At 43.9% G+C, this 23,760-nt stretch carries 24 protein-coding genes and 1 pseudogene; 12 read left to right on the top strand and 13 right to left on the bottom strand.

Annotated features, from left to right (window positions below; all coding sequences use genetic code 11):
• Positions 1-5 precede the first annotated feature (5 nt).
• From DIJ65_RS07365 to DIJ65_RS07400, 8 genes are all read left to right on the top strand, one after another.
• Positions 6-455 (top strand): SRPBCC family protein, encoded by a 450-nt coding sequence (locus DIJ65_RS07365; RefSeq protein ID WP_230321306.1) that lies wholly within the window; start codon positions 6-8, stop codon positions 453-455.
• A 169-nt stretch (positions 456-624) separates the two neighbouring features.
• On the top strand, positions 625-1,077 hold the full coding sequence (locus tag DIJ65_RS07370) for an SRPBCC family protein (RefSeq protein WP_117300508.1): 453 nt from the start codon (positions 625-627) through the stop codon (positions 1,075-1,077).
• Between the two features lie 141 nt (positions 1,078-1,218).
• A complete protein-coding gene (locus DIJ65_RS07375) occupies positions 1,219-1,746 on the top strand; it encodes a shikimate kinase (protein WP_185959519.1) in 528 nt (175 codons plus the stop codon).
• 289 nt (positions 1,747-2,035) lie between these two features.
• A complete protein-coding gene (locus tag DIJ65_RS07380) occupies positions 2,036-2,530 on the top strand; it encodes a GNAT family N-acetyltransferase (protein WP_117300504.1) in 495 nt (164 codons plus the stop codon).
• A 94-nt stretch (positions 2,531-2,624) separates the two neighbouring features.
• Positions 2,625-3,131, top strand: a complete 507-nt coding sequence (locus DIJ65_RS07385; protein WP_117300502.1) for an NUDIX domain-containing protein — start codon at positions 2,625-2,627, stop codon at positions 3,129-3,131.
• 7 nt (positions 3,132-3,138) lie between these two features.
• Entirely contained in the window at positions 3,139-3,933 is a 795-nt protein-coding gene (locus tag DIJ65_RS07390; RefSeq protein WP_185959520.1) for an MBL fold metallo-hydrolase, read from the top strand.
• A 136-nt stretch (positions 3,934-4,069) separates the two neighbouring features.
• Entirely contained in the window at positions 4,070-6,076 is a 2,007-nt protein-coding gene (locus DIJ65_RS07395) for an ABC1 kinase family protein (protein ID WP_230321302.1), read from the top strand.
• A gap of 51 nt (positions 6,077-6,127) precedes the next feature.
• Entirely contained in the window at positions 6,128-6,736 is a 609-nt protein-coding gene (locus DIJ65_RS07400; protein WP_117300498.1) for a 3'-5' exonuclease, read from the top strand.
• A 512-nt stretch (positions 6,737-7,248) separates the two neighbouring features.
• Here DIJ65_RS07400 and DIJ65_RS07405 read toward each other — a convergent pair.
• The 4 genes from DIJ65_RS07405 to DIJ65_RS07420 form a co-directional block, all read right to left on the bottom strand.
• Positions 7,249-8,853, bottom strand: coding sequence for a pyruvate oxidase (locus DIJ65_RS07405; protein WP_117300494.1), 1,605 nt, complete (start codon positions 8,851-8,853; stop codon positions 7,249-7,251).
• Between the two features lie 121 nt (positions 8,854-8,974).
• Complete coding sequence (cls, locus tag DIJ65_RS07410; RefSeq protein WP_117300492.1) at positions 8,975-10,342, bottom strand: cardiolipin synthase; 1,368 nt, start codon at positions 10,340-10,342, stop codon at positions 8,975-8,977.
• A 395-nt stretch (positions 10,343-10,737) separates the two neighbouring features.
• Entirely contained in the window at positions 10,738-11,508 is a 771-nt protein-coding gene (gene sdhB, locus DIJ65_RS07415) for a succinate dehydrogenase iron-sulfur subunit (protein WP_117300639.1), read from the bottom strand.
• 167 nt (positions 11,509-11,675) lie between these two features.
• Positions 11,676-12,356 carry a TrkA C-terminal domain-containing protein gene (locus DIJ65_RS07420; RefSeq protein WP_117300490.1) on the bottom strand — a complete coding sequence of 227 codons (681 nt, stop codon included), beginning with the start codon at positions 12,354-12,356 and terminating at the stop codon, positions 11,676-11,678.
• 390 nt (positions 12,357-12,746) lie between these two features.
• On the opposite strand from DIJ65_RS07420, the gene DIJ65_RS07425 reads away from it, so the two are divergent.
• Positions 12,747-12,956: a hypothetical protein gene (locus tag DIJ65_RS07425; protein ID WP_117300488.1), complete on the top strand. Its 210-nt coding sequence runs from the start codon at positions 12,747-12,749 to the stop codon at positions 12,954-12,956.
• 127 nt (positions 12,957-13,083) lie between these two features.
• Here the strand turns inward: DIJ65_RS07425 and DIJ65_RS07430 are convergent, their stop codons facing one another.
• The 5 genes and pseudogenes from DIJ65_RS07430 to DIJ65_RS07450 form a co-directional block, all read right to left on the bottom strand.
• Complete coding sequence (locus DIJ65_RS07430) at positions 13,084-13,548, bottom strand: NUDIX domain-containing protein (protein WP_117300486.1); 465 nt, start codon at positions 13,546-13,548, stop codon at positions 13,084-13,086.
• Positions 13,518-14,111 (bottom strand): D-glycero-alpha-D-manno-heptose-1,7-bisphosphate 7-phosphatase, encoded by a 594-nt coding sequence (locus DIJ65_RS07435; protein WP_117300484.1) that lies wholly within the window; start codon positions 14,109-14,111, stop codon positions 13,518-13,520. The genes DIJ65_RS07430 and DIJ65_RS07435 overlap by 31 nt, the downstream gene beginning before the upstream one ends.
• A 39-nt stretch (positions 14,112-14,150) precedes the next feature.
• Complete coding sequence (locus tag DIJ65_RS07440) at positions 14,151-14,858, bottom strand: alpha/beta fold hydrolase (protein WP_117300482.1); 708 nt, start codon at positions 14,856-14,858, stop codon at positions 14,151-14,153.
• 15 nt (positions 14,859-14,873) lie between these two features.
• Positions 14,874-15,431: a nucleoside/nucleotide kinase family protein gene (locus DIJ65_RS07445; RefSeq protein WP_117300480.1), complete on the bottom strand. Its 558-nt coding sequence runs from the start codon at positions 15,429-15,431 to the stop codon at positions 14,874-14,876.
• A 109-nt stretch (positions 15,432-15,540) separates the two neighbouring features.
• Positions 15,541-15,794: pseudogene (locus DIJ65_RS07450) on the bottom strand (hypothetical protein).
• A gap of 286 nt (positions 15,795-16,080) precedes the next feature.
• Here DIJ65_RS07450 and DIJ65_RS07455 point away from each other — a divergent pair.
• Both DIJ65_RS07455 and DIJ65_RS07460 read left to right on the top strand, forming a co-directional pair.
• Entirely contained in the window at positions 16,081-16,404 is a 324-nt protein-coding gene (locus tag DIJ65_RS07455; protein ID WP_117300478.1) for a hypothetical protein, read from the top strand.
• A gap of 42 nt (positions 16,405-16,446) precedes the next feature.
• Positions 16,447-18,441: a hypothetical protein gene (locus tag DIJ65_RS07460; protein ID WP_185959521.1), complete on the top strand. Its 1,995-nt coding sequence runs from the start codon at positions 16,447-16,449 to the stop codon at positions 18,439-18,441.
• An 843-nt stretch (positions 18,442-19,284) separates the two neighbouring features.
• Here DIJ65_RS07460 and DIJ65_RS07465 read toward each other — a convergent pair.
• The 3 genes from DIJ65_RS07465 to DIJ65_RS07475 form a co-directional block, all read right to left on the bottom strand.
• Positions 19,285-20,304: a DUF4179 domain-containing protein gene (locus tag DIJ65_RS07465; protein WP_117300476.1), complete on the bottom strand. Its 1,020-nt coding sequence runs from the start codon at positions 20,302-20,304 to the stop codon at positions 19,285-19,287.
• A 20-nt stretch (positions 20,305-20,324) separates the two neighbouring features.
• Positions 20,325-20,876 (bottom strand): sigma-70 family RNA polymerase sigma factor, encoded by a 552-nt coding sequence (locus DIJ65_RS07470; RefSeq protein ID WP_117300474.1) that lies wholly within the window; start codon positions 20,874-20,876, stop codon positions 20,325-20,327.
• A 301-nt stretch (positions 20,877-21,177) separates the two neighbouring features.
• The gene (locus DIJ65_RS07475) at positions 21,178-21,936 is read right to left on the bottom strand and encodes an HAD-IIB family hydrolase (RefSeq protein ID WP_117300472.1); all 759 of its coding nucleotides are present in this window, start codon (positions 21,934-21,936) and stop codon (positions 21,178-21,180) included.
• A 77-nt stretch (positions 21,937-22,013) separates the two neighbouring features.
• On the opposite strand from DIJ65_RS07475, the gene DIJ65_RS07480 reads away from it, so the two are divergent.
• Positions 22,014-22,685, top strand: a complete 672-nt coding sequence (locus DIJ65_RS07480; RefSeq protein WP_117300470.1) for a Crp/Fnr family transcriptional regulator — start codon at positions 22,014-22,016, stop codon at positions 22,683-22,685.
• 217 nt (positions 22,686-22,902) lie between these two features.
• On the opposite strand, the gene DIJ65_RS07485 is transcribed toward DIJ65_RS07480, so the two are convergent.
• A complete protein-coding gene (locus DIJ65_RS07485; RefSeq protein ID WP_117300468.1) occupies positions 22,903-23,478 on the bottom strand; it encodes a hypothetical protein in 576 nt (191 codons plus the stop codon).
• Between the last annotated feature and the right edge of the window lie 282 nt (positions 23,479-23,760).

The following is a 23,760-nucleotide window of genomic DNA, read 5'->3' on the forward strand; positions in this document are numbered from 1 at the left end:
ATTTGGTGAAATGGAAAGAAGAAATAATTATCAAGCAACCGATTGAGCAGGTTTGGCGGCTGTTTTCCGATGACAACGCCAAAATTCTCTACCCGAAATTGGAAGACCATGTCCTGATTGAAAACGAAAATGATGAAACGGGTGCCAAACATGCCCAAAGCTATATGGAGGGCAGTCAGTTGCAGACATATATCGTGGAAACCATCCTCTTCGAAGACAGTCCGAACCGCAAAACCCGCCATACCCGTTTTTCAATGAACGGCATGTTTCAGATTGACTATGTTTTTACGCTGGATAAAAAACCCGATGGCCAGACTCTCTTCACCTATCAAGGGACGCAGAAAGGGATGACCCTTACAGGCAAAGCCATGATGATGGCCGGCAGCAGGAAAAGACGCCAGGAAACGGTGCGTGACTTTGTGCAGCGGGTGGAAATGACAGCCGGAAAAATTTGAGCCGAATAAGAAAATCCCGGAAAGCCTGGAAAAACAGGCTTTCTTTTGTTTTGTGTGCATAAACGATATACTTCATAGTAACTAAAGATCTCAGTATGGTTTCCAGTTGAAAAGAGAAAAAAACTGGAGGGAAGCAAAGCATGTCAGACGCCGGAAAGGGTGGAACCGCATGATTGAATGGGAAGAGTCAAGGATCATCAGCCAGAATATTGATCAGGTGTGGTCGTTGTTTGCCGACCGCAATATCCGGAAAATCATGCCGCAGGTCCAAAAGCATGAGCTTATTGAAAAAAATGAGCAGGAAGCCGGCGCCAAACACATGCAAAGTTCTAAAGAAGGATGGCGGATACAGAAGTATGTGGTGGAAACGCTTGCCTATGAAGATCTACCCGACAAAAAATACAAGCAGATTTACTTTGTTCCCGGCAGGGCTGTTGAAATCGATTTATGTTTTACATTGTACAAAATTGATGAAAACCAGACGCAATTCACTTACGCGGGGTGCAGCCAGGGACGCAATTTTGTCGGACAGGCCATAATGAAACTGGCCAGCCACAGCAGCAATTTAAAGACTGTTCACAAATTTTTGGATCGTGTCGAGACGGAAGCCATGAAATTATAGGAGCCCACAGGAGCCAAAAGCGCTCCTGTTATTTTTTTGCTTATTTTCAAGAGAGCGATTATTTTACTGAGACAAAGGAGTATACTTTAATTGATTGAATATTCATGAGACGGACCAATGAACGCCGGCAGGAGGGGACAGATGAAAATCCATATTATCGGGTCGGTAGGCAGTGGCAAGACGACGCTCGGCAGGAAACTGGCGCAAAAACTGGAGATTCCGCATACCACAACAGATAATCTTGTGTGGCAACGGAATCCCGGCGGCGATATCCGCAACAGCGAAGAACGGCGAGACGAATTGCTGGAGGGGGTCCTCGCTGAAAAAGGCTGGCTGATTGAAGGCGTACATATCGGTTGGACGGATCCTGTCATTGAGGAGGCCAGCCATGTTATCTTTCTCGATCCGCCTTTCTTCATCCGGTCAATGCGAATAATCTCCCGCCATTTCAAACAAGTTTGGGGTATCGAAAAAGCCGATTACAAAACGGAGTGGTCCATGCTGGGGAAGATGCATCGGTGGAATAAATATTTCGAAATAACGATGAAACCGGAATTTTTATTGAAATTGGAAAGATATCCGGAGAAAACAACGGTGGTATCCAGAAGGAAAGATCTGGTGAACGTGCAGGCCGAATTGGAGGCGTATGCGAGGAAGCCGGATAATTAGGAGAAATTTTATTAAAAACGGGTTGATAATGTAAAATAAACTAGTATATGTAGTAAATTACATAAAGATTAAACACTAAATTCCAAACTAGCCAACAAGAAGTCGAAAGAACTAAAAGCATTCTTGCTATAACATTATCAAACCGAGCGCATCAAATCGATAGTGAATAATCCGGAGTTTTTGGCAAGTATCAATCACAAGCAGCAAATTACTGGGAAATATTTGGGCACTTAACTTATTTAATAGTTTATTCATTATGATGGGAAAGATATGATGAGGAGAGAGAAAATTGGAATATAAGACTCGTGCAATGGAAGAGAAAGATATCGAACAGGTGCAGCATGTCGCAAAGATGAGTTGGAACGATACGTATGAAGGAATCATTCCGTTTGCTGTTCAGGAACGGTTTTTAAATTCCGCGTACAGCAAGGAAATGATGATTCGCCGCCTGAACGTCTCTTCGCTTTATGTGGCGGAAAGCCAGGACCGAATCGTCGGATTTGCCAATTTTTCGCTGGTCAAAGAAGCGGGAGAGATGGAACTGGGCGCGATTTACTTGTTGCCGGAGCACCAGGGGAACGGGATAGGCAGCGCTTTACTGAACAAGGGCATCACAATGGCAACGTCCGCCAAAAAGGTTTTTATAAATGTGGAAAAAGAAAACCGGACCGGTGTAAGGTTCTATGAAGCCAGGGGCTTCGATTTCGTTTCGGAATTTGAAGACGATCTGGAAGGCCACAAGACTTTGATGCTGCGAATGGTGTTAATAATCGAAAATTATTAAAGAAAAACTAAGTATATGTAACTAACTACAAAAGGAATTATTAAAAAAATCAAAAAACGCAATAAGAAATTAAAAAACCCGGGAGGCAATAAAAATGGCAGCAGATTACCCGAAACACATTGTCGCAGTGTCCGCGTACATAACAAATGAGAAAGGGGAAGCCTTGCTGGTCAAAGCGCATGGGCGCAAAGACACGTGGGAGCCGCCCGGGGGGCAGGTGGAACGCGGCGAGGCGCTTGATGAGGCCGTCCGGCGTGAAGTGTTTGAAGAAACCGGGGTTGAGATCCATGTGCACGGCATCACCGGTGTCTATTACAATGCGAGCAGTGAGATTCTGTCTGTCATTTTTCGGGCACAATGCCGTGACAGTGAAATCTTCATGCAGCCTGAAGAGATATTTGACGCCAGATTCATCAATCTGACCGAAGAAAATATAGGCGACTATATCACGCGGCCGCATATGCAAAGCCGAACGCTGGATGCGATGCGTGCAGAAGAGTGTGTGCTTTATGAAACCTGGGAAGTTCGGCCTTATAACCTACTGGGGCGCATGGACAGGAAAAAGATTTACTTGTGTGATGACTCCAAGAGAAGGGTTTGAGTGTTCTATGCTTAAGATGTACGAACGGAATGGTGTGCTGTGCGCCGAAGGCCTGATTGAAACCATCGGACAGAAAGTTTTTCTTTATATGGTTGATGGTCTGCTGATTGACAGCGGTCCCGAAAAGCTGCGGGAAGAACTGCTGTCGCTTTTTCAGGAAAACGACTTTGATCAGCTTGTGCTGACGCACAACCATGAAGATCACACAGGAAATGCCGCGTGGATACAAAACAATCTTGCTAAGCCGATTTTCATTCATCCCCAGGGACTGTCAGAGTGCCTCGGCGCTGGTGATTATCCGAACTACCGCAGAATCACGTGGGGCGGAAGGGAAGCGTTTTCGCCGCAGCCAGTAAGTGCCGCCATCCAGTCCAGGAATCTGAAATGGCGCATACTCCACACCCCGGGACATACGGACGATCATATTGCTTTATATAATGAAGAGAGGAAACTCCTTTTCACGGGAGACCTTTACGTTGCTGCGAGGACAAAAGTCAGCATGAAAACGGAATCGGTTCCGAAAATCATGAGCTCCATCCGTTTGCTGCTCGATAACGAGTTTACCGCCATCTATTGCAGCCATGCGGGTTACCTTGAAAATGGCAGGGAGCTCCTGGAACAAAAATTGCGTTATTTGGAGGCAATTTCAGTAAAGGCAACCGCACTGGCAGCCGGGGGCGAATCTGCTCAGCAAATAGCCGACACATTATTGCCTGGCAACTATCCCATTATCCGATTTTCCGAAAAGGAATGGGACACAGTGCATCTAATCCGTTCCATTCTTGATGAGCCTTTATTTTGAAGCGTACGTGTTTGTGCAGAAAAATCTCCTTTCCTGGGGATTTTTTTCTTTATTCGAAGATCGTGTTGCATTTTTGCTATACTGAACGAAAAGGTATTGACATTCTATTCTGATAATCCGGGAGGAAGTGGCTGCAGTGGGGGTTTTGAAGTTCGTTCTGGAATTATTGGTTATTGTCTTCATCATCTATTATATCAGCGGGCGATTGATGGGACCCAGGATCAATTTCCAGAAGCGAATCCTATCGGTGTCGGTGGGCGTCGCCCTTACAACATTTCTCTACTGGTATTCCTATCTCCGTTTTACGGATTATACGGATTTTGATACCGTCCAGATTGTACAGGATGAAACGGCTATTCTCTGGATTGGCAGTATGCTGCTGATTTCGATGCTGTTGTATCTGTTCTTCGAATTGTTCGACCCTGTAGAACTTGGTGAACTCGGAGAGCGCAAGACAGGCCGGGGGCTCCGCCTGATCCGGTGGCGAACCCGCCTCAGGGAACAAAGACGGCTCAGCCGCATTCTGGAGATCTCAGTACGGAATGGATTTTCCCAGGCGCTGGATTACGCGCGCCACCGAGGGGAAAATGACCGTGAACTGGCGAGGGCTTTCCGCGTAACGTTGGAGGAGAGTGGGGGGATCTTCGTAAAATTCGGGCAGATGCTGTCGACCCACAGTGAATTGTTTCCTCCCGCTTTTATCCAGGAACTCGGTTCACTCCAGCAAAATGTTAAACCGCTGACGAGTCAGCAAGTACACGATTTATTGAACGAAAAACTGCCTTACCGCATCGAAGATGTTTTTGCTGAAGTGGATATGGATCCCCTCGCTGCCGGTTCCATCGGACAGGTCCACAAAGCCCTTTTAAAAAATGGTGACGATGTAGTTGTGAAATTGCTGCGCCCGGATATTCAACGGATTATGCAGGATGATTTGAATCTGCTGGTCGATTTTGTGGAATGGCTTTCAAAAAAATCAGTGTGGATCAACAATATTGGCATCCGTGACCTCGCCATCGGTTTTGCCAACAATATGCGAGAAGAAGTGGATTTTAATATCGAAATCCGGAATACAATCCAATTGGCCAATATTATAGAAAAAAGTGATTATGACATCAAAATTCCGAAAGTGTATACCGAGTACAGCAATAGTAAATTGATAGTCCTGGAATACCTGGACGGCAAAAGCATCGCCAAAGGGAAGCAATTATTCGATATGTTACAGGTGGACCGCAATGAATTTGCGCGGACGGTGCTGTTTTCCTACCTGGAACAGATGTTTTTCCACGGCATCTTCCATGCCGATCCGCATCCCGGCAACATCTTTATCGATAAAATGGACGGAAAACCGATAATTCTCGATTTTGGTGCAGTCGGCAGGCTGTCAGAAGAACAGCAGGAAGCCTTGAACCACTTTGTCATCGGCATCCAGCAAAGTGATGTTGGGGTCATTACCGATGCCATGATCGCCTTGGTACAAGACACAAAGTCCATTGAACGGAAAAGAATTGAATATGCCATCAGCCAGATTCTGCTGCGCATCTCCTATATTGATAAAATACCGACGCGTGAACTGATCCATTCGATGTTCGACATCGTGCGTGATTTCGACCTGAAATTCTATTCACCGGTGAGCACGGCGCTTCGCGCGCTGATAGTATTGGATGCGACGATCCACACAATGGATCCGGGGTTCGATATGTTCAAAGAATCGAAATCCTTTGCCAAAAAATACAAAGCATCCTATCTATTCAAACCGTTCACCGAACCTTCGGCAACGAAAGAGAAAATTGAAGAGGAGCTTGCCTTATGGCTGCCTGAGCTTGCGAAAGTGCCAAAACGTTTTGACCGGCTGGTGCAGCGCATCGAATCCGGCAAAGTGATTCTGCATCATGATGTTTTTTCAGACAAGCACAACTCGATGTTTGTGACGCAATTGTTTTCGCGGTTCGTGCTGTTGATGACAGGAATCACGTTTGGGCTGGTGTCGTCGGCCTTATTGGCCATCGCCCAGTTTATCGATACGGCGTATGCGGTATATTTAAATATAGCTTCCTATACAGGATTGTTTCTGAGTGTAGTATTATTGGTTAGACTGTCCATTCAGGCCATCCGCGATATCAAACGTACCAGCAATCTATAGTAGTCTAATATGCTCGCGCAGAGAACTGCCTGAGTGAGAAGGAGTGATACCATGGAACGACCGAACCCACGGGAAATCCTGGAGCAAAAGATGCGCGAAACGCGCCCATCCTGGACCCGTAAAACGCCGGCCAAGCCGAAAAAATACAAATCGAACCTGAAACGGGTCGACGATTATGTCGTGTTGGATTTTGAGACAACCGGACTGCGTGCCGGCAGCGATAAAATCATCCAAATTGGTGCCGTCAAATACATCGGCCATATGCACAAAGATACGATGTATGTCACGATCAACCCCGAGCAGCACATCTCCAGCACGATTACGCGGATCACCGGCATCACGAATGCCGATGTGCGTGATGCTCCTGTCATTGAGGACGTGGCACATGAACTGATCCAGTTTATCGGCGGATTGCCGCTCATTGCACATAATGCACCGTTTGATATGGGATTCCTGTATGCACTGGAGGAAATAACGCCGATACCGGAGTATACCGTGATTGATACCGTAAAACTGGCGCGTAAAGCGATACCAGAGACACCGAACCACAAGCTGACAACGCTCTCGGCATACCTTGAGCTGGAACATAATGCGCACGATGCACTTGGTGATTGTCTGGCAACCGCAGCAATCTATCAATTTTGCATTGGACGGATGTAAGAGGATCAAATAAAGCAGGAAAGCCGGCTGGATGCGGTTTTCCTGCTTTTATTTATTGTTGGTGACTGGATCGGGCTGAGGGTGCAATAGAAGCAGAAAGAAGAGGACTGACTTCGGAAACTTCTCAAAACATATTTGAGTAGACATAATATAAATTATAGGAAGTTGCGTATCAATACTAAAGTATACTCATGATATTGAGACAAAAGCTGTTTTTCAATGAAATCGGCTGGTTTTTAGGCAAACTGCTACTAAATGATATTTCAGCTGATCCAATCAGAAATTCTTCTTTCACAGCATTTGAAGTTGTTTCGATCGCAAATCAATTTTACAGCTTCCTCAAAATAAAAACGAAATTGCCGACAGCTATATCAGCAACTTCGTTTTTATTTTTTTACCTAACTTTATCCGGTCACTTTTAAATCCTCATTGATGTTTGCATACTGAAATTCTGCATCAGAGCATTTTTTATCTTATACTGCTTAATTACGTTAGAATCTTCCGTTTCTGCTTTACAATGTCTCAAATTCGATATCTTCCACATACGCATCGATTACCACAGCTTTTTTGCTGGCTCTCGCCATTTGCAGCGCATCTTTTAGCTCCTGCCGGTTTCTGGCTGTAAATCCGTTGCCACCGCAAGCTTCAGCAAATGCGGCAAAATCTATATTTGCCAGCCCAATATTTGTCGGTTTGTTGCCCATTTCCTTCTGTTCGGTTTCGATCAACTGTATTTTTTGGTTGTTCAGAATCACTATTCTTATCGGCAAATCGTATTTGACTGCTGTTACAAAATCCTGCATGCCCATCGAGAACCCGCCATCGCCGACCAAGGCAATCACCTGTTTTTCCGGATACGCCAGTTTCCCGGCTATTGCACCAGGCAAACCACAGCCCATCGTCGCAATCCACGCGGACACAATCATTTTTTGATCTATAAGCTGCAAGTAACGCGCTGACCACAATGTCACGCTTCCGACATCGAGCGACACGACCGCTCCCGGTTCCAAAATATTCTGGACTTCAGCCATTAGTTGCTGCGGCTGCAGCTGTTCCGTCTCTTTCGCCATCTCCTGTTGCAATGTCTCGTCCCACTTGTCCCGCTTTTTCTGGTAACTCTCCAGGAAATCATCCGCTTTTGGTTCGACATTTTCAATCAACCAGGCCATGACCGGTTCCAGTTCACTGGCAATCCCAACCGTTGCCGGATAATATTTGCCGATGACTGCCGGGTCGATGTCAATCTGAATAGCCGGTGCGTCCTTCGGCAAATACTCCCGATACGGATAGGACGTGCCCGCCAGTATCAGAAGATCCGCTTCCTGCATCACTTCCTTGGCAGGTTTGGTCCCCAATTGTCCCAGATGCCCCATATTATTCGGGTGTACGTCGGGGATCAAACCTTTGGCAGGAAATGAAGCGATAACCGGCGCTTTGATCTCTTCAGCAAACATCAACACTTCCGGAACTGCACCTTTTGCCCCTTTGCCTGCTAAAATGACCGGTTTTTTCGCAGTTTCAATCAATTCTGCCGCTTTTTTCAGGTCTTCCGCCGCCGCTCTGATTTTCGGTTGAGAATACGCAGCTGAAGTCATTGGTTTTTCATATTTGATCTTCGTGCTGAACAAATCGTCTGAAACAATCAGCACGGCCGGACCGTTTGCCGCATACGCTGTCCGAATTGCCTGATTCAACATATCCGGCAGCTGCTCGGCAGTCTGCACCCGCCGATTGTAAACCGCGACCTGCTCAAACATTGATTCCAGTTTCAGTTCCTGGAAGTGATCCGTGCCGACCAGTTCGCTGCTCACCTGACCAACAATCGCCAGCACCGGCACTTTGTCTTTTTTCGCATCATAGAGTCCGTTCTGCAGATGAACCGCTCCGGGACCGGCAATCGACATGCAGACACCGATTTGACCCGTCAGCTTGGCATGAGCCGCCGCGGCCAGTGCCCCCGTTTCCTCATGGCGAATCTGGATAAAGCGGATGGCCTCCTCTTTCCGCAACTCCTCCATAAATTCATTGATGGAGTCTCCCGGCATTCCGTAGATATGGTCGATTTTCCATTGCTTCAAGAAATCAATGACGTATGCTCCTGCTTTTTGTTCGAACATCCCTTCACTCCTCTCAAAATGTTCACTTACTTCCTTTTTCATTTTGTAAACTCTGTATTTCCGGCAGTGTTAATGCAAGGCTTAGCCGGTTACCAAAAAACTGCAGGTTCTTCTCCGTCGGCTACAATATCGGTGCCATCAGGCGGGCCACTCGTTCCTTAATGTGATCAATTAAGGAACGGTTCCGAAAAGCTTCGATTGTTAACATTTTCGATAATTCAGCATCAGCAAGGAATATGCCGACCATTTTTTTGGCCATTTCACGGTCGTAGACGAAAACATTTGCCTCGTAATTCAGTGAAAAGCTGCGAATATCCATATTGGCTGATCCGACAGAAAACACTTTGCTGTCAACAATGATGGTTTTAGCATGTAAAAATCCATTACTGTATTGATAAATAATTATCCCTGCAGCCATCAATTCCCTTGTAAATGAAAGGCTGGCAGCATCCACGAATGGATGGTCAGATTTAATCGGGATCATCACCCTCACATCCACTCCCCTGAAAGCAGCTTTGCGGAGTGCTTCTAAAAAAGCGTCGTCCGGAATGATATAGGGTGTCTGTATTAGAATCGACGACTTGGCAAGGTCAATCATTTTCAAAAATCCGTTTTTGATTTGTTCAAATGAACTATCGGGCCCACTGGATATGGTCTGCATTGCTATGCCATCCACTGGTATGGATGAAGGAAAGTATGCATCGTCATATTTCACACTGTGTTTTTTGGAAGCTCTGTTCCAATCGAGCAGGAAACGATGTTGAAGGGAATGAACGGCATTCCCTTGAATTCTCAGATGAGTGTCACGCCAATAGCCGAATTCGGCGCTTTTGCCGACATATTCATTCCCTACATTAAAGCCGCCGATATAGCTGATGTGTCCGTCAATAACAACAATTTTCCTGTGATAACGATAATAGATGCGGGGATTGCTTTTCAATAGTTTAGAAGGAAGAAGCGCAACCGCTTTCCCTCCTGCCTTGAAAAGTCCTTCAAAAGCCTCCTTCGGAAGTTTCTTTGAACCGACGTCATCATACAGGATCAGGACTTTGACGCCTTCCAGTGCTTTTTCTATGAGCAGATCAATCAGTCTTCTTCCTATTTCATCATTTTTAAAAATGTAATACTGCAGATGCACGTGATTTTCCGCTGATCTGATATCTGCCAGCAATGCGTCAAATTTCCTGTTTCCATCCGTAAAGATATCCAGGCTGTTATTAAAGGTGAGCGGTGCGGTTTCATTTTTCAGGTTCTCCAGGATGAGGTCCTGAAATTCTGCAGTTTCTTCTGAAAAAAATTCAAATGAGCCATGTTCCATTCTCTTTAATTGATCATGCGACAATCGTTCGATTTTCTGATTTTTATATGCAGACATATATTTGGCTTTCCTTTTGCCTTTTCGCTGCTGCTTTCTAAACAACCGGTAAACGAGATTTCCGGCTGCAGACAGGAAAAGCAGCCACAGAATCCACGATCCTAAGGGTATCATATTAATTCGGCCACTTAAAAAATTGAAACATGTCCGTCCGATTTCAGTCTCTCCTTCCTTACTGCATATAGCATCCTATACCCAGATGACTGATTGGGTAGTCGCAGGAAGTGCACCAGTTTCTTTGTGACGGACGGCTTTGCATAAAGCGAAAAGCTTTCTCTTTGCTTCTGACATTAAATACAAAATTGTTGTGTTCTGTGTTGTCCGGTTACAAAAAAGGTTAACCAGTCATGTATGGCTAACCTTAATATTTTCATTTATTCTTTGTTCGGCTTTGCTGGTTCTGAGGTGTCTTCAAGGGCTAATGCCCTACCTGTAAAAAAGCTGTTCTTTCACCACAGTCACCATTTGTCTTCAGGTTTATTGTCCATCGCCATAAAACATCCATATTACTAATTCACCATTCGGTCGCTTCCGAAGAAGTTCCGGAACATCTGGACAGTTGTTTCCCTGTTCATGGCTGAAATGGAAGTTGTTAAAGGGATTCCCTTCGGACAGGATTCCACACAATTTTGAGCCATTCCGCAGCGCTGAATTCCCCCCGGGCCCATCAGCAGATTCAAGCGTTCGTCCCGGTTCATGGCTCCTGTGGGGTGAGCATTCATCAAACGCACCTGTGATATCGGAGCTGCACCGATGAAATCGGATTTGTCGTTGACATTCGGGCAGACTTCAAGGCAGACACCACAAGTCATGCACTTGGACAATTCATAAGCCCACTGCCTTTTCCGCTCAGGCATGCGGGGCCCTTCGCCTAAATCGTGCGTGCCATCTATCGGGATCCAGGCTTTCAGTTTTTTTAAGGTATTGAACATGGTGCTGCGATCCACCACAAGGTCCCGGACCACCGGAAAAGTTTTCATTGGCTGAAGGCGGATTGGCTGTTCCAACTGATCGACCAAGGCAGTACATGACTGGCGCGCTTTGCCGTTGATGACCATTGAACAGGCACCGCATACTTCTTCAAGGCAATTCATATCCCACGCAACCGGTGTTGTTTTTTCCCCTTCCATATTAATCGGATTGCGCCTAACCTCCATCAGGGCAGAAATGACATTCATGTTCATGCGATATGGCAGTTCGAATTTCTCCCAATACGATTTCTCCTGAGGGTTGTTCTTTCGTTCAATTTCAATTATTACGGTTTTTGCAGCTTCGGCCATGGTCATCCATTCCTTTCCTATTCTGCTTTGTATTAACTTTATCACTTATTATCAGATTATTAAAAATACTTTTGTGTCTATTGAAAGACACAGAACCCTGTCAGTTGGATGAAATCGCAAAAAAAGCTGCAACCCACTTATCCGGATTGCAGCTCTCTCCTGTGCAATTACGTTTCATCTTCCGACAGCAAGCCCTCGTATCTTTCTTTGATGACGTCTTCTTTTCCGATTACCATCACTTTGTCCCCTGCCTGCAGTTGCACTTCGAAAAGATCAAACCGCAGGATTTCATCGCCTCTCCGGATGATCAATAAGACGATATCGAGGTTTTCTTCCACCAAAGCTTTGCCCTTTGAGCCGACATATTTGGAATCGGGCTTGATTTCGATGATGGCCACCATTTCTTCCTCATGGAGTGCCAACGCTGTTTTCATCGGCCAATCTTCCAGATTGTATTCGGTATCCATTTCGTGTTCAAATCGTCTTTCCAGTGTACCGTAGATGATTTTGTTCCGAAACAGCAATATGAAAAATAATAAGAGCACAATGATAACAATGAGCAATTCTATTCGAAGATCGTTGGAGAGCAAGGTGGCAATCGAGGAAATGATTACCGCCAGGGAAAAGTAGCCGAATAGGATCATTCCGCTGCTGATGCGTCTCCGGATGGGGTGATCGATGATCAATGCCGATTCCTTTGTGGTAAACCCTGTACCCGTCAACATGGAAATAACCTGATAGCGGGCAATCTCTTTGTTGAGTCCTGTCATTCGGAAAAGCAGTACGCCAATCTCTATAACAAGCGCCATTATCAAAGCATATAATGTGATAAACGCAAATTCCCACATAACATTCACCTCGTCTACTATCTTTTTCCTTGCGGGACCATTTTTAAACTACCGGGCTGCCGGATGGTATTTCTCAACCCGCTCCATAAGCCGAGCAGCTTTTAAGACGAATCCTGCGAGATAACCCCCGGTAGGCAGAACCCAGAGGTTCCTTAAAAATAAAAAAATTTATTAATTAATCAAAAAAATACACTTTTATCTTTACTTTGTCCAACAAACTGGGTATTGTGGAGTTATCAAAAACCATACTAACTGTCCCGGAAGAAAATTTACTCGTTCATCTGCCTCCTTTTGTTTACATTGTATCCACCGTTTAAATAATAGGGCCTGGAGCCCGTGGAAAGATTCTATTGCTTCCGCCGCTTCAGAGACTCAAGAGGAGTGTAATGTATGAAGTATTTTATCGATCACCTGAGAAAAAGCATCCACTCCCAGAAATTTGCGGGAGATTCCTGTGGATTTATCACCACCCCTGTAACATACCGGGAATTCACGAATTGCCCTGCCTATGTGAAGCGTCTCGTTACGGAAAAAAACTATCGTGAATGTCCCTATTGTGTTGCAGCGCCTACCCGGCTGGTCAGAAAATCATTTTCATGAAAGCTGGGGCGTTCGCATCCTCTGCAGGGAAGCCATGACGAAAAGAATCGAGCCACCAATGCAAAAGCCGGCATTCCAAGTGGAATACCGGCTTTTTTTTCTTTCATCCCAACTGGTTCTGCTCGCTTTAATTCACATCGCCCAAATAAACCGCTCCGCGCTTGTCGTCAATGAGATCCTGCATAAAAGGAACAATGGCTTTCGGGTAGATCCGACAGGTTGGCAACTGGTCGACTGCCACCCATTCAATTCCCAGTTGATGGACATCCGGGTTCGTCGGTACGGCAAATCCGCTTTCTTCTTGCAGCAATTCACATAAGAAATAATATTCGATTTGGTGCATGGCGGAATCAACTGCTGTGTGCTCATGGTTTTTGCCTATGTATTCCCGGATATGCAACAATTGCCCCACGTCAACAGTGGCCCCCATTTCTTCAAGGCATTCCCTTTGGACGGTATCGGTCAATGCCTCGCCGTGGTCCTGGCCACCGCCGGGGAAAATGTAGAAGATTCCTTCCTTGTCCAGGTTTTTTGTCAACAATAACTTGGCGTCTTTTAAAATCACCGCTTTTGCTGAATTTCGGATGTACATAACTTCCCTCCTTTTGTCAAATCGTCCCTGATCCATTGGGCCGCCTCCAGCACATTCGCTGCAATATGCTCCGGTTCGATATCGGGCCAGAGGTGTTTATATTCCCCAAGGGAACTTTCCCCCCGGCCGGTTGTCACCAACACCAGCCGGGCTCCGGCCCGGTGCGCCGCCAACATGTCAGAGCCGCCGGTGTCCCCCACTACATAACACTCTGCAAGATCGAGCTGATGTTCCGCTTTCGCCCGTTCCAGCATTCCCGTCTTCGGTTTTCGGCAAGCGCACTGGTCTTCCGGTTTATGCGGACAATAATAGATGCCGTCCAGAAAGGCTGAATGCTGCTCTAATTCGGCCTCCATCCGCTGAAAACCTTCAAGCAATTCCCTTTCGGTGAAATACCCTTTGCCCACCCTCGACTGGTTGGTGAACAGCAGCACTTTCACGCCGGTATCATTCAGCAGTTTGATGGCGGCTGGCGCAAACTCAAACATCGTGAATTCAGAGGGATGAATGCCAGAGCCATCGCCGCCGATTGTTCCGTCGCGGTCAATAAAGACTGCTTTCATATGAATCAACTCCGTTTCTTGCGGAAAATTTTCTGGCACTCACAGGTTTTTCAAAAAAAGTTCCAATACTTTCGAATACAATTCCGGCTGTTCTGCATGGACCAGGTGTGCAGCAAACGGAATGGTGGCAATATGAACATTGTTGAATTCCGCCCGATAATCCATCAGGCTCTTCACTTCATGGGGGCTGGTTTCGCCTGCGATGACCAGGATGGGTGCGGATATACCGGATAAATCACCTGTCTCGTGAAACGGGTACCAATCTTCGCTTCTGCCCATCTCGATGAAACGAGTCCACCCCGGTCCATGCAGGTCATTAAAATACATTAAGGCTTCTTCGTTGTTCATTAATTCCGCCTGCATTTTCACATCTTCCTGATGCATTTCCAGCCAATTTTCGGGCATGCCCTTCGTTACCCCGGAAATGGTCAAACTTTTCAATTTGTCCGGGTAGCGCTTGGCGAAAGATAGTGCCGCCAATGCGCCCAGGGATGCGCCGACGATATGGGTTTTTTGAATGCCTAAACCTTCCAATGTCTCTGCCAGATCGTCTGCTGAGTCCTCAAAAAAATTGCTGATATCCACGGTTGCAGACTTCCCGTGACCTCTTAGATCTGGAGAAATTATGCGATAACCATTCATGAACGTGTTCTGTTGTTGAATAAAATCGGTGGCAGCTGTCTGAAAGCCGGTGTGAAGAAAAACGATTGCTTCGCCGCCCCCTTTTAGTTCTGTATGCAGTATCACTGTTTCAACCTCCAGTTATGAATAGGGTTTTTGAATGTTCCTTATGGATTCTGCAATGGAATGCACAACCTCCGTTATGGAGTGAGTACCGTCTACTACCAAATCGGAATTTGGTCTGATTGTCTCGAGCATATGGAGGTATGCCACTCTCCCCCTGTCAGCATAATACTTGATGTCCCCCAATATCTCATCCGATCCGGCATCAGAAGAGTCTCTCATCAATCTGCGTGCCAAAGCCAAATCGAGGGGTGTATCGATGAAAACTGTGAAATCTATATAAGGGCTGGACTGTGCATGCTGATCAGCGAAAGGAAAATCCAGGATGATATAGTTGAGCGATTCAGCCAGCAACCGGCCCAAATCGGACATAAACGGAAGAAGGTTCCATTCATTGATATCGGCTCCCTTATCCAGCCAGTCCATGATATCTTCCGGTCCCACGCAATCGTATTGATCAAAGTAGAGTGCTTTGGTGTTTGGCAATACGTGTGTTAAACCGGCGACTGCTGTGGTTTTTCCCCCTCCCGAAACACTGGCAATTGCAACGATAAACGGCGATGCTTGGGACTTCATTTCCCGCTCCCCCTTTTTTGATTCTTTTCCTTAATAATACCTGAAAAACCTTCCTGAATTGTCGCTTTAAAAGATAAAAAGCATCAATTTCTAAAACTGCTTTCCATAACTATTTCTTTACTTTCAGGTCTAAAAGTAGAAGCGTTATATTCAATGAAATTGAGAGTATCGTCACTACCCATAACGCTGCTTCCATCGTCGGCACGACATCCAATAAAGCAGACCAATCTTCCGCCTTTACCCAATCGGACACCATGCTGTAATCTGCAACAACCGTTAAGGCTGTAAATGATAATCCCATGGCCATCGCCAATCGATAACCTTTGTTGCTGTTATTGCGATAAGTCCTAGCATGAACCACATAATCATGCCTCCATTATATTGTTATTTAATATATTAACCTAACTTTTTTATAAGATTGCTATATAAAATATAACAATCTATAGCCCAATTGCATTCGTTTCTTACTAAAGAAATCCCCTTAATTCTTCCGTCTAAAATGTTGCAATTTTATAATATTTCCAAATAATTGAAACTTTCAGTATTATAAACCGTACAGTATTTAAGAACGATTTTATAATTGTTGTTCACTTAATAAAAGTTTCTTCCCATTTTTTAAAAAGTATTTGAATGACAGGAGAAAAAACCAATGAAGAAGCCAATCATTTTTATTTTGACACTACTGATTCTCGGGATTGGAAATTGGCTGATTTCGACCCTGTTCAACCTGAATTTTGTGGACGTATCCATTCCCTTCGGAGTCGTCTGCGCAGGGTTGGCCCATAGCTTTACAGGTGGAACCAGCCCGTATACCCGTCAATCAGACATGGAAACGCGCGGCGAAACCGGTATTCGGATGCCGTTCAAAAATAAGGCGGCACGTACCTCTTTTGTTTTTTTCGGTTCTCTCACTTATTTTGTTTTTGCACTCGTTATGACGCTCGTTTTTTACAGGGAGTATTTCATTGGGTAACGGCAGTTATTCAAAATCCACTCACCGAAAGGAGGGGTTTGCTTGAAAAATGTTGTCCTCATCCCGTTAAAATATTTACTCGGCTTACTCGGAATACTGTTGATAAGCTGCGCTCCCGTTCTCTTTTCGCCCGGTCAATTGTTCGACATCCGCTTGTTTTTCCAGACATGCTGGCAAGTACTGACTGCCTTGCTGCGCCCTGCCGAGTGGCAGCTCAATTACCGTGTTCCTAGTACGTTCGATATGGTTGATGTATCCTTTTCACACTATTTAACCGGTCCTTATCTTTATTCCATGCCAATTTTGATTGCTGCATTACTCCTGGCACTCTTGCTGTCGTTTGGATTAGCCATGTTGGTCATGCTATCAAAAGGACGGGTAAAATCACTCATCCTGCAATCTTCAAAAGTGATGGAGTCGTTCCCGGATTTTTCATACATATTCCTGATTCAAATTGCGGTCGTCCAAATCTATGCAATAACCGGTTACCTGGTCCTCGACTTCTACAGCCTGGGTGGCGAGTTGGTTTATGTGGCACCGATCCTTTGTTTGTCGGTTCTTCCGACGCTGCTGTTCTTCAAATTGTTCGTCCTGCTTTTTGAAGCCGAATGGAAGCAGCCTTACGTTGATCTTGCGAAAGGCAAAGGGTTGGGAAATACCGAGGTTTTACTGAAGCATTGCACCTCCAATGTACTGAAAAGCTTGTTCTTCCAGTCGAAATCCATTGTGTGGCTCACCATCTCTTCGTTGCTCATCATCGAGCATCTGTTTGGAATCGAGGGCATCCTTTATTACCTGAGAAATGATTTCACGCCGAAAGGAATCACATTTATCCTTGTGACGGTTTTCACGCCGTTCTTTCTTTTTTACGCATTCGTGGAACTGATGATCAATAAAGAACGTATCGAACGGAATGCTGTTTTTGGGAAGTTCAGTTTGCATTTACTGGATGTCACCCAGTTGCGTTCGCTCATTTCCTCCATCTTCACGAGAGAGAGAAAAGAGACGACGAAAATTTTTCCGAAGTTGCGATCGGTTTTCCTTTCACGTTTGAAAATCACGATTCCATCCTTGATCGTTTTAGGACTGTTCTTCATCAGTCTCTTCTACTTTCTCTTTTTCGATGACCAGGTCGGCCAAACGCAATACTTATATGCAGATGATGGCAGCATGTTGAGCAGTGCCCCACATCCGCCTTCCTCCGAACTTCCATTCGGAACGGATCCTTATGGTTATTCGATTTCTCAGCAATTGCTGGTGGGCATCAAATACACCATTGCCATCACATTCATCATTGCTACGGTCCGCATCGCTGCAGGTTATGTATTCGGCTTCATCTATGTCTTCTATTTAAACAATAGAATCAGAAAAGCCGTGACCTCGATTGCCGATGGGATGCATTTCCTGCCCTTAAGCCTGCTGGTCTTTATTTTACTCGTGCCCGTCCTCATTAATCATGGAGATTGGACCACCACCTTACCTGAACGTCTCGCTATTCAAATATTGATCATGTCACTCATTGTGCTGCCAATTACGATGAGCTCGATCGGCAACGAAATGAACGAAATACTGAAGAAAGAGTATGTGCAGAGCTCTGTGTTGATGGGTGGTTCCCTGATTTGGATTTTGGTTAAGCACATCAATCCACAGTTGTGGCAAAAGCTTGTGCTGAACTGGACACAGCATGTCGTGCAGGTGCTCCAGATGTTTGTACATTTGGGCATCTTGTCGATCTTCGTGGGAGGTGCAGCAAGTCAGGACGGTCCCGGGCGACTCATTCCAGAAATTTATGAGCTGTCCGGAATGATTGCCATCTCCAGAGAGGCGTTTGTCACCCAGCAATTCTGGATGATTCTGCCGCCGATCTTTGTCTTCATGCTGTTGATTTACTGCTTCAATACGATAGCCGAAGGACTGACACAGAAAAAGCCGGTTTCTGTACCGGCTAAAAAAGAAAAGGCAGTCAGTGCTCCAAAACCTGTTGAAACTGGAATTGCAAGATTCACGAGGTTAAAAGAGCGAAACGATATAGGGTAATATAGAAAAGACGTCATAATTTTTTAAGAAAAATAGAGGATGGAAGGTTTGTTGAAACCTTCCGTCCTCTAATTAATATTTTAAATTCCTAAGATAAAATTTTTTATTGTTTATAGACTTCTGATAATCCCTCATATGTAAAATGTAAAAAGAGTGGAAAAACATAATCCTTAAATCGATAACTCAATTAGTTATTAATTCAATAAATCTAATTGCTGAGTATAAAGTAAAACCTACACCAATTACTATAATAATAAATCTAATGATAAATCTTATAACTCTAGGTGTTTTAGATCGGACAAAAAAATCAAAAATACCATAAGTTAAAAATAAAATACCAATCGAAAAAGCGATTAAAACTTCCAACAAACTCACCTCAATATAAAATGATTACTTATCTTTACAAACCAATTGAAAAATTTTACTTTTTATTTTTTGAGTGGGTAGAAAAATGTAAGTTTATTGAAATACATCCTTTTTTAATCATAACATGAATAAATACAGAAAATTCTTTTTAATACAAACCATCAAATCAATATCATCTTTTAAAAGCCTATTGTGCTGAGTAGAATCAATTTATTCAACTTTACATAGACATGACAAAGCATTCGACGTATATAGAAAATCGTTAGTAAAAGTATACTTTCACAGAAAAAAAGAGAAAATAGGTATTAATCAGCCTAATTTCTCGCTTTCTATTTCTGCAACTTCCGATAAGGTATCATATGTAAACTGTTTTTCATGAAATAAATTGTTTAACGTACTCGAAAAAACGAACAGCGATGGGCTATTCCCTCACTATCCGTTCCATTTACCGCAATGCTCTTTGAAGCTCTCTTTTGATTACCTAAGGTTCACCTCAAACGCCTCTTCTTCTAACAGATTATGAAGATCGGTCTTTTCCTCCCCTTCTTTTCCAGAAATAATGAAAGGCGTGATTTTCAACGATGAAACTTCTTCTGTCAGAACTTCAAAGCGGAAATAAGCATCTTCTGTTAACGTATTTTCTGCTGTCGGTTCATAAATCTTTCCGTTCTCATCTTCTACCCGGAACCGGACATCAAACTCGTATTCCAAACCGTTAGTACTGTAAATGTGATACCTCAAAGTACTGGAAACAGGTGACATAATCAGTTCCGCTACTTCGACACGCTGTCCATTCGCCAATGTAAATTCCCGGTTAATGGGAATGATTTTACTTTCCGCAAGCAATGCTTCGCCGGAAGCCATGAATTCGAAGGTCCAGTCACCTTTTATCAGTGAATCTCTTCCGACATCGCCATAAGCGATTTTGATTTCCATGGCTTGACTCAGATCCAGTCCTTGAATATCCATGGAGCTGAATAAGGCAAAAGTGGAGTCATTTAGCTGCACCACATCTCCCCCACCATTCGCTGACACCTCTTGTCCGTTGATCCAAACGGTCGGAAATGGGTTCAGTTCGTCTAGCTGCTGGCTATCCGACCGAGGCTGAAAGGAACTGTTGATTAACAACCGGCCTTCATCGATCATCACTTCATTTAATGTTATATTGCCTTGATCACTTTTTGCTGTGTGTCCCACAACTGTTTTATAACTTTCGAATGTGTTGTCTTCATCGGTGCCGAGATAATGTTCCAGCAAAGGGCCAAGAATCGGCATGTTTGCCCAGGCGTTGGACTGTGTCCCGATACCAACTGAAAACAGGATGAACGCTGCGGCTGTAATCGCCACGAATGTAGAACGGCTGGTTATCGGTCGTTTATGCAGCTTCTTTTTCATTCTTTTTTTCATTTTCTTTTTTTCGAAGCCGGTCAATTCTGGAATGTCGTATTCTTCCAAGTCCACATCAACTTCGTTCAATAATTGATAAACGTCTTTCATTTTGTCACCTCATTTTCACTTTACTGTTCTCCAAAAATCCGTCTCAAGCCTTTCAGCTTTTTCCGGCCTCTCGATAATCGGTTGTGAATGGCCGATTTTTCCACGTTCAGTTCGTTTGCCAGGCTGGCAGTATCTTTCCCGTCGATGTAGTAATCGACAAAAAGTTTTCGGTCTTCCGGTGTCAGCTGATCTAGTAGTGCTTCTGTTTCCAAGCTCAATTCCTTCTTCAGGACTTGCCTATCATCCGCTTGATTGCTCTCCAAGTTATAATCCGGTGCGTGTTGTTTTTCGGCCAGCTTCAGATATTTCCTTTTATAATCGATCGCTTTGTACTTTGAAATGGCCGCCAGCCAATTCTTCAAAGAGTTTGTTTTTTCATTAAAAGAACCGATGTGATTCCAGGCGGCGAGCAGGACGTCATCAATGCATTCGTCCTGGACATGTCGGAATTGGTATAAGTGCTGCGCCACAATGCTTTTAATGAGTCCGCCGTACTGGTCAATCACAAAATGCAACGCATCTTCATTTTGCCGTTTCAGTTCCTGAACGACGTTTTCATGATTAATCTTCATTCAATCTGATGACTCCTTTCCAAAGGCCCTTACCTATTAATTCGTTTGCCGGACCTCAAAGCTATCCGAAAACGGAAGAATTAATGAAATTCCTCATAATTTTTTCTGTATGGATACACAAAAACTCTACTTCAAATAGAAGTAGAGCCTACAGGACCTCGTAACTGAGTCTATTTACATGATAACCATAACACTTCGGGACCGTTTACTTAATCTAATTTTCTCCTTATATTACCATGTTACTTCCGATAAAATTTATTCTCTAATTTAACTGTAATCGGGATAACAACATTTGTTAAGACTATTTAACTTCAATCTCTTGCATAAGATACTTTTCACTCATACTCAAAATCATTTTTACCACTTGATCCTCTGTGATTTTTAAGGTCGCATGTTCTTTGGCAGCGGAATGATTACCAATGCAGATACTTTCTTTGGCAGCTTTAAACATGCAAATATCATTTGAGTCATTACCAAAGGCAATGAACTCATTCTCTTTGACTCCCAGTTGCTGTAGCCCTGCCCATTTATCAATGCCTTCAGGACTCAAATCAAGGATTCTTTCATTCTGGTGCAGATGCAGGGTTAGAGGAAGGGCTTCTAAGCTTTTCTGTATCTCGGCATTGCTTGTAAAAAGAACCATTTTCACTACATTTTCCAGCAAATCAATCGGCACGTTTTTCGCACTCTTTAAAGGATCGATGTTTTGATAGATCGGATGGGTCTGTTCTCCGGTATAGCTGTAGTCCCAGCTGCTATCAATCAAATACGCTAGCTGGTGCGTATCAATAATATTGAATAGTTGCTTGCAAGTAACCATGTCAAAACTGTTTACTTCGATTGAGCCATCCGCATTTCGAAAAGCCCCGTTTCCTCCGACCATTCTTAACCGGTGATATTTTTCCGGCAACACCGGCAGTAAATCACGTATTGGTCGGGCAGATGCAAAGATGATTTCATGTTCCATTGCTAGGCACTCATCCAAAGCAGCACAAATTTCTTGGGTTAAGGGTTGGCCTTTAAAACATATGGTTCCGTCAAGATCGAATACAAATTGCATGATTAGTCACCTCACCTTTATTTTATCTAAGCTTTGCTATACTAAAAAGGACGTCTGTCCGAAAAGGTGAAATATTGATGAAACTTACTGAAATCCTAACTTATATTGAAAATTACGAATTGCAGATGCTTCTCCCCCATGTTGAGTTCATTCAATTAAAAACATATGAGGCTGGAGACACTATTTTAACTGAGGGCCATCGAATTGAAGGATTGTACTTACTTGTAAACGGAAAATGCCGGGTAGCCACCAATGAAATTACAGGGAAATCACTCTTGCTTCGCTTCTGTACTCCTTTTTCGATTCTCGGAGATATCGAATGCTTTCAGAACGTGCCTATTCAATCGGAAGTTAGTGCGGAGGAGCCGTGCGAATTTCTGTTTATCTCCATCGATTATTATAAACATTCCTTGTCTCTTGAACCTGAGTTTCTCCAGTTACTCTTAAAAGATCTAGCATATAAACTGAAGACATGCACAACTGCTTCACGCGTCAATTTGCTGGCTTCTGCAGAAACAAGATTCGCGAGTTATTTATGTACAATAAAAACAGATGATAAGTTTGCGAAACAACTCGCAACCAATAACTTAGAAGAAATCGCTTCGCTTATAGGAACAACGCCCAGACATTTAAATCGGGTTATCCAAAAGTTTCAAGAAAAAGGAATCCTGCAGAAAACCCGGCATCAACTAATCATCACTGATTGGTCGTCCATCGAAAAGCTATCTGAGGGCATTCGATACGAATAAGGTACTTATTCAAATTCCCTAGGAATGAACCGTTCGTACAAGTACATTTCTTAAATCGAAAAAGGGAGAAGAGTTGCTGTAATCATCTCTTCTCCCTTTTCGTATATATGCAGCTTCCGATAAGTTATGATATGTAAACTAAATATATTTTCTTACCCTGATTGTTACACCTATAACTACAACAAGGACGAGTTCATATACGAAAATAGATTTCCCACTAAAATCCTGAAACGATGTTACCCGCAGCATCCACGCCTGCGAATGCATAACTGCTTATTTCTGAAGCCTCAAAATAGTGGACAGCATAGCCGTTTTCCACCTCTATTTCGACAAGTGAATTCACTTTCCCCTGCAATTCCTTCAGAGTCTTTGCTTCCACTTCAGGGTAATTCGGCAAGACGACTACTTTCTCAATATCACTGCTCAAGACTTCCGCCGCCAGCACGACGTCGAATACTTCCTCTTTTATAAGTCGAGCACTCCAACTGTATCTCAATTTCCCGTCTTCTGTTTCTGCGAGTAGAGCATCAGCCCCTCGCACTTGATGGAACAACCCGTACGGACTATGAATCAACTGGACAGTCCGGTAATCGCCTATATCTAAAATGACAACTTTCCGATCTTCGAATTCCTTTTTATAAATTTCTTCGCCAAAATCCATCGGAACTAGCGCTTCGAGGGCAGCTGATTCCGTGTAGTGATAACCTGTGAGAAACGGTGTTGCAAAATAAATGAGTAAAAGTAAGCTGGCGAATGTTAAAAATAACTTCGCTTTTCTGTGCTGCAACTTCATGTCCTTTCCCTCCATTTCCATATCGCACTTACCAAAATTCTTGACTCCATTTGCTTGTAGGGCTCTTTTTTGTGGCTTAGATGTAGCAGCTTAATTCTACAAGAAAAGGTCTTTCTTTTTATTCATTTAAACGAGATACTCTATGTACTCCCATATAATTACCATACCACAAGTAAGTTATGTGGTCTTTAGAGGATGAAAATTTCTATAAATATTTCCAATTCGATTCTATCTTTTGCAGAATCAACCGTTCGTAAAAGTACACTTTTCCATACAAAAAAG

The organism is Planococcus salinarum, assembly GCF_007004625.1.
GTDB classification, from domain to species: Bacteria; Bacillota; Bacilli; order Bacillales_A; family Planococcaceae; genus Planococcus; species Planococcus salinarum.

Bases quoted from the DNA above. Each gene is read 5' to 3' on its own strand.
- DIJ65_RS07375 (WP_185959519.1), top strand. From the start codon at position 1,219: ATGAAAATCCATATTATCGGGTCGGTAGGCAGTGGCAAGACGACGCTC.
- DIJ65_RS07420 (WP_117300490.1), bottom strand. From the start codon at position 12,356: ATGTGGGAATTTGCGTTTATCACATTATATGCTTTGATAATGGCGCTT.
- DIJ65_RS07465 (WP_117300476.1), bottom strand. From the start codon at position 20,304: ATGAAAGACGTTTATCAATTATTGAACGAAGTTGATGTGGACTTGGAA.
- cls (WP_117300492.1), bottom strand. From the start codon at position 10,342: ATGATACCCTTAGGATCGTGGATTCTGTGGCTGCTTTTCCTGTCTGCA.
- DIJ65_RS07455 (WP_117300478.1), top strand. From the start codon at position 16,081: ATGAAGAAGCCAATCATTTTTATTTTGACACTACTGATTCTCGGGATT.
- DIJ65_RS07435 (WP_117300484.1), bottom strand. From the start codon at position 14,111: ATGAAAGCAGTCTTTATTGACCGCGACGGAACAATCGGCGGCGATGGC.
- DIJ65_RS07405 (WP_117300494.1), bottom strand. From the start codon at position 8,853: ATGTTCGAACAAAAAGCAGGAGCATACGTCATTGATTTCTTGAAGCAA.
- DIJ65_RS07470 (WP_117300474.1), bottom strand. From the start codon at position 20,876: ATGAAGATTAATCATGAAAACGTCGTTCAGGAACTGAAACGGCAAAAT.
- DIJ65_RS07400 (WP_117300498.1), top strand. From the start codon at position 6,128: ATGGAACGACCGAACCCACGGGAAATCCTGGAGCAAAAGATGCGCGAA.
- DIJ65_RS07425 (WP_117300488.1), top strand. From the start codon at position 12,747: ATGAAGTATTTTATCGATCACCTGAGAAAAAGCATCCACTCCCAGAAA.
- DIJ65_RS07445 (WP_117300480.1), bottom strand. From the start codon at position 15,431: ATGAAGTCCCAAGCATCGCCGTTTATCGTTGCAATTGCCAGTGTTTCG.
- DIJ65_RS07480 (WP_117300470.1), top strand. From the start codon at position 22,014: ATGAAACTTACTGAAATCCTAACTTATATTGAAAATTACGAATTGCAG.
- DIJ65_RS07385 (WP_117300502.1), top strand. From the start codon at position 2,625: ATGGCAGCAGATTACCCGAAACACATTGTCGCAGTGTCCGCGTACATA.
- DIJ65_RS07370 (WP_117300508.1), top strand. From the start codon at position 625: ATGATTGAATGGGAAGAGTCAAGGATCATCAGCCAGAATATTGATCAG.
- DIJ65_RS07475 (WP_117300472.1), bottom strand. From the start codon at position 21,936: ATGCAATTTGTATTCGATCTTGACGGAACCATATGTTTTAAAGGCCAA.
- sdhB (WP_117300639.1), bottom strand. From the start codon at position 11,508: ATGGCCGAAGCTGCAAAAACCGTAATAATTGAAATTGAACGAAAGAAC.
- DIJ65_RS07390 (WP_185959520.1), top strand. From the start codon at position 3,139: ATGCTTAAGATGTACGAACGGAATGGTGTGCTGTGCGCCGAAGGCCTG.
- DIJ65_RS07430 (WP_117300486.1), bottom strand. From the start codon at position 13,548: ATGTACATCCGAAATTCAGCAAAAGCGGTGATTTTAAAAGACGCCAAG.
- DIJ65_RS07485 (WP_117300468.1), bottom strand. From the start codon at position 23,478: ATGAAGTTGCAGCACAGAAAAGCGAAGTTATTTTTAACATTCGCCAGC.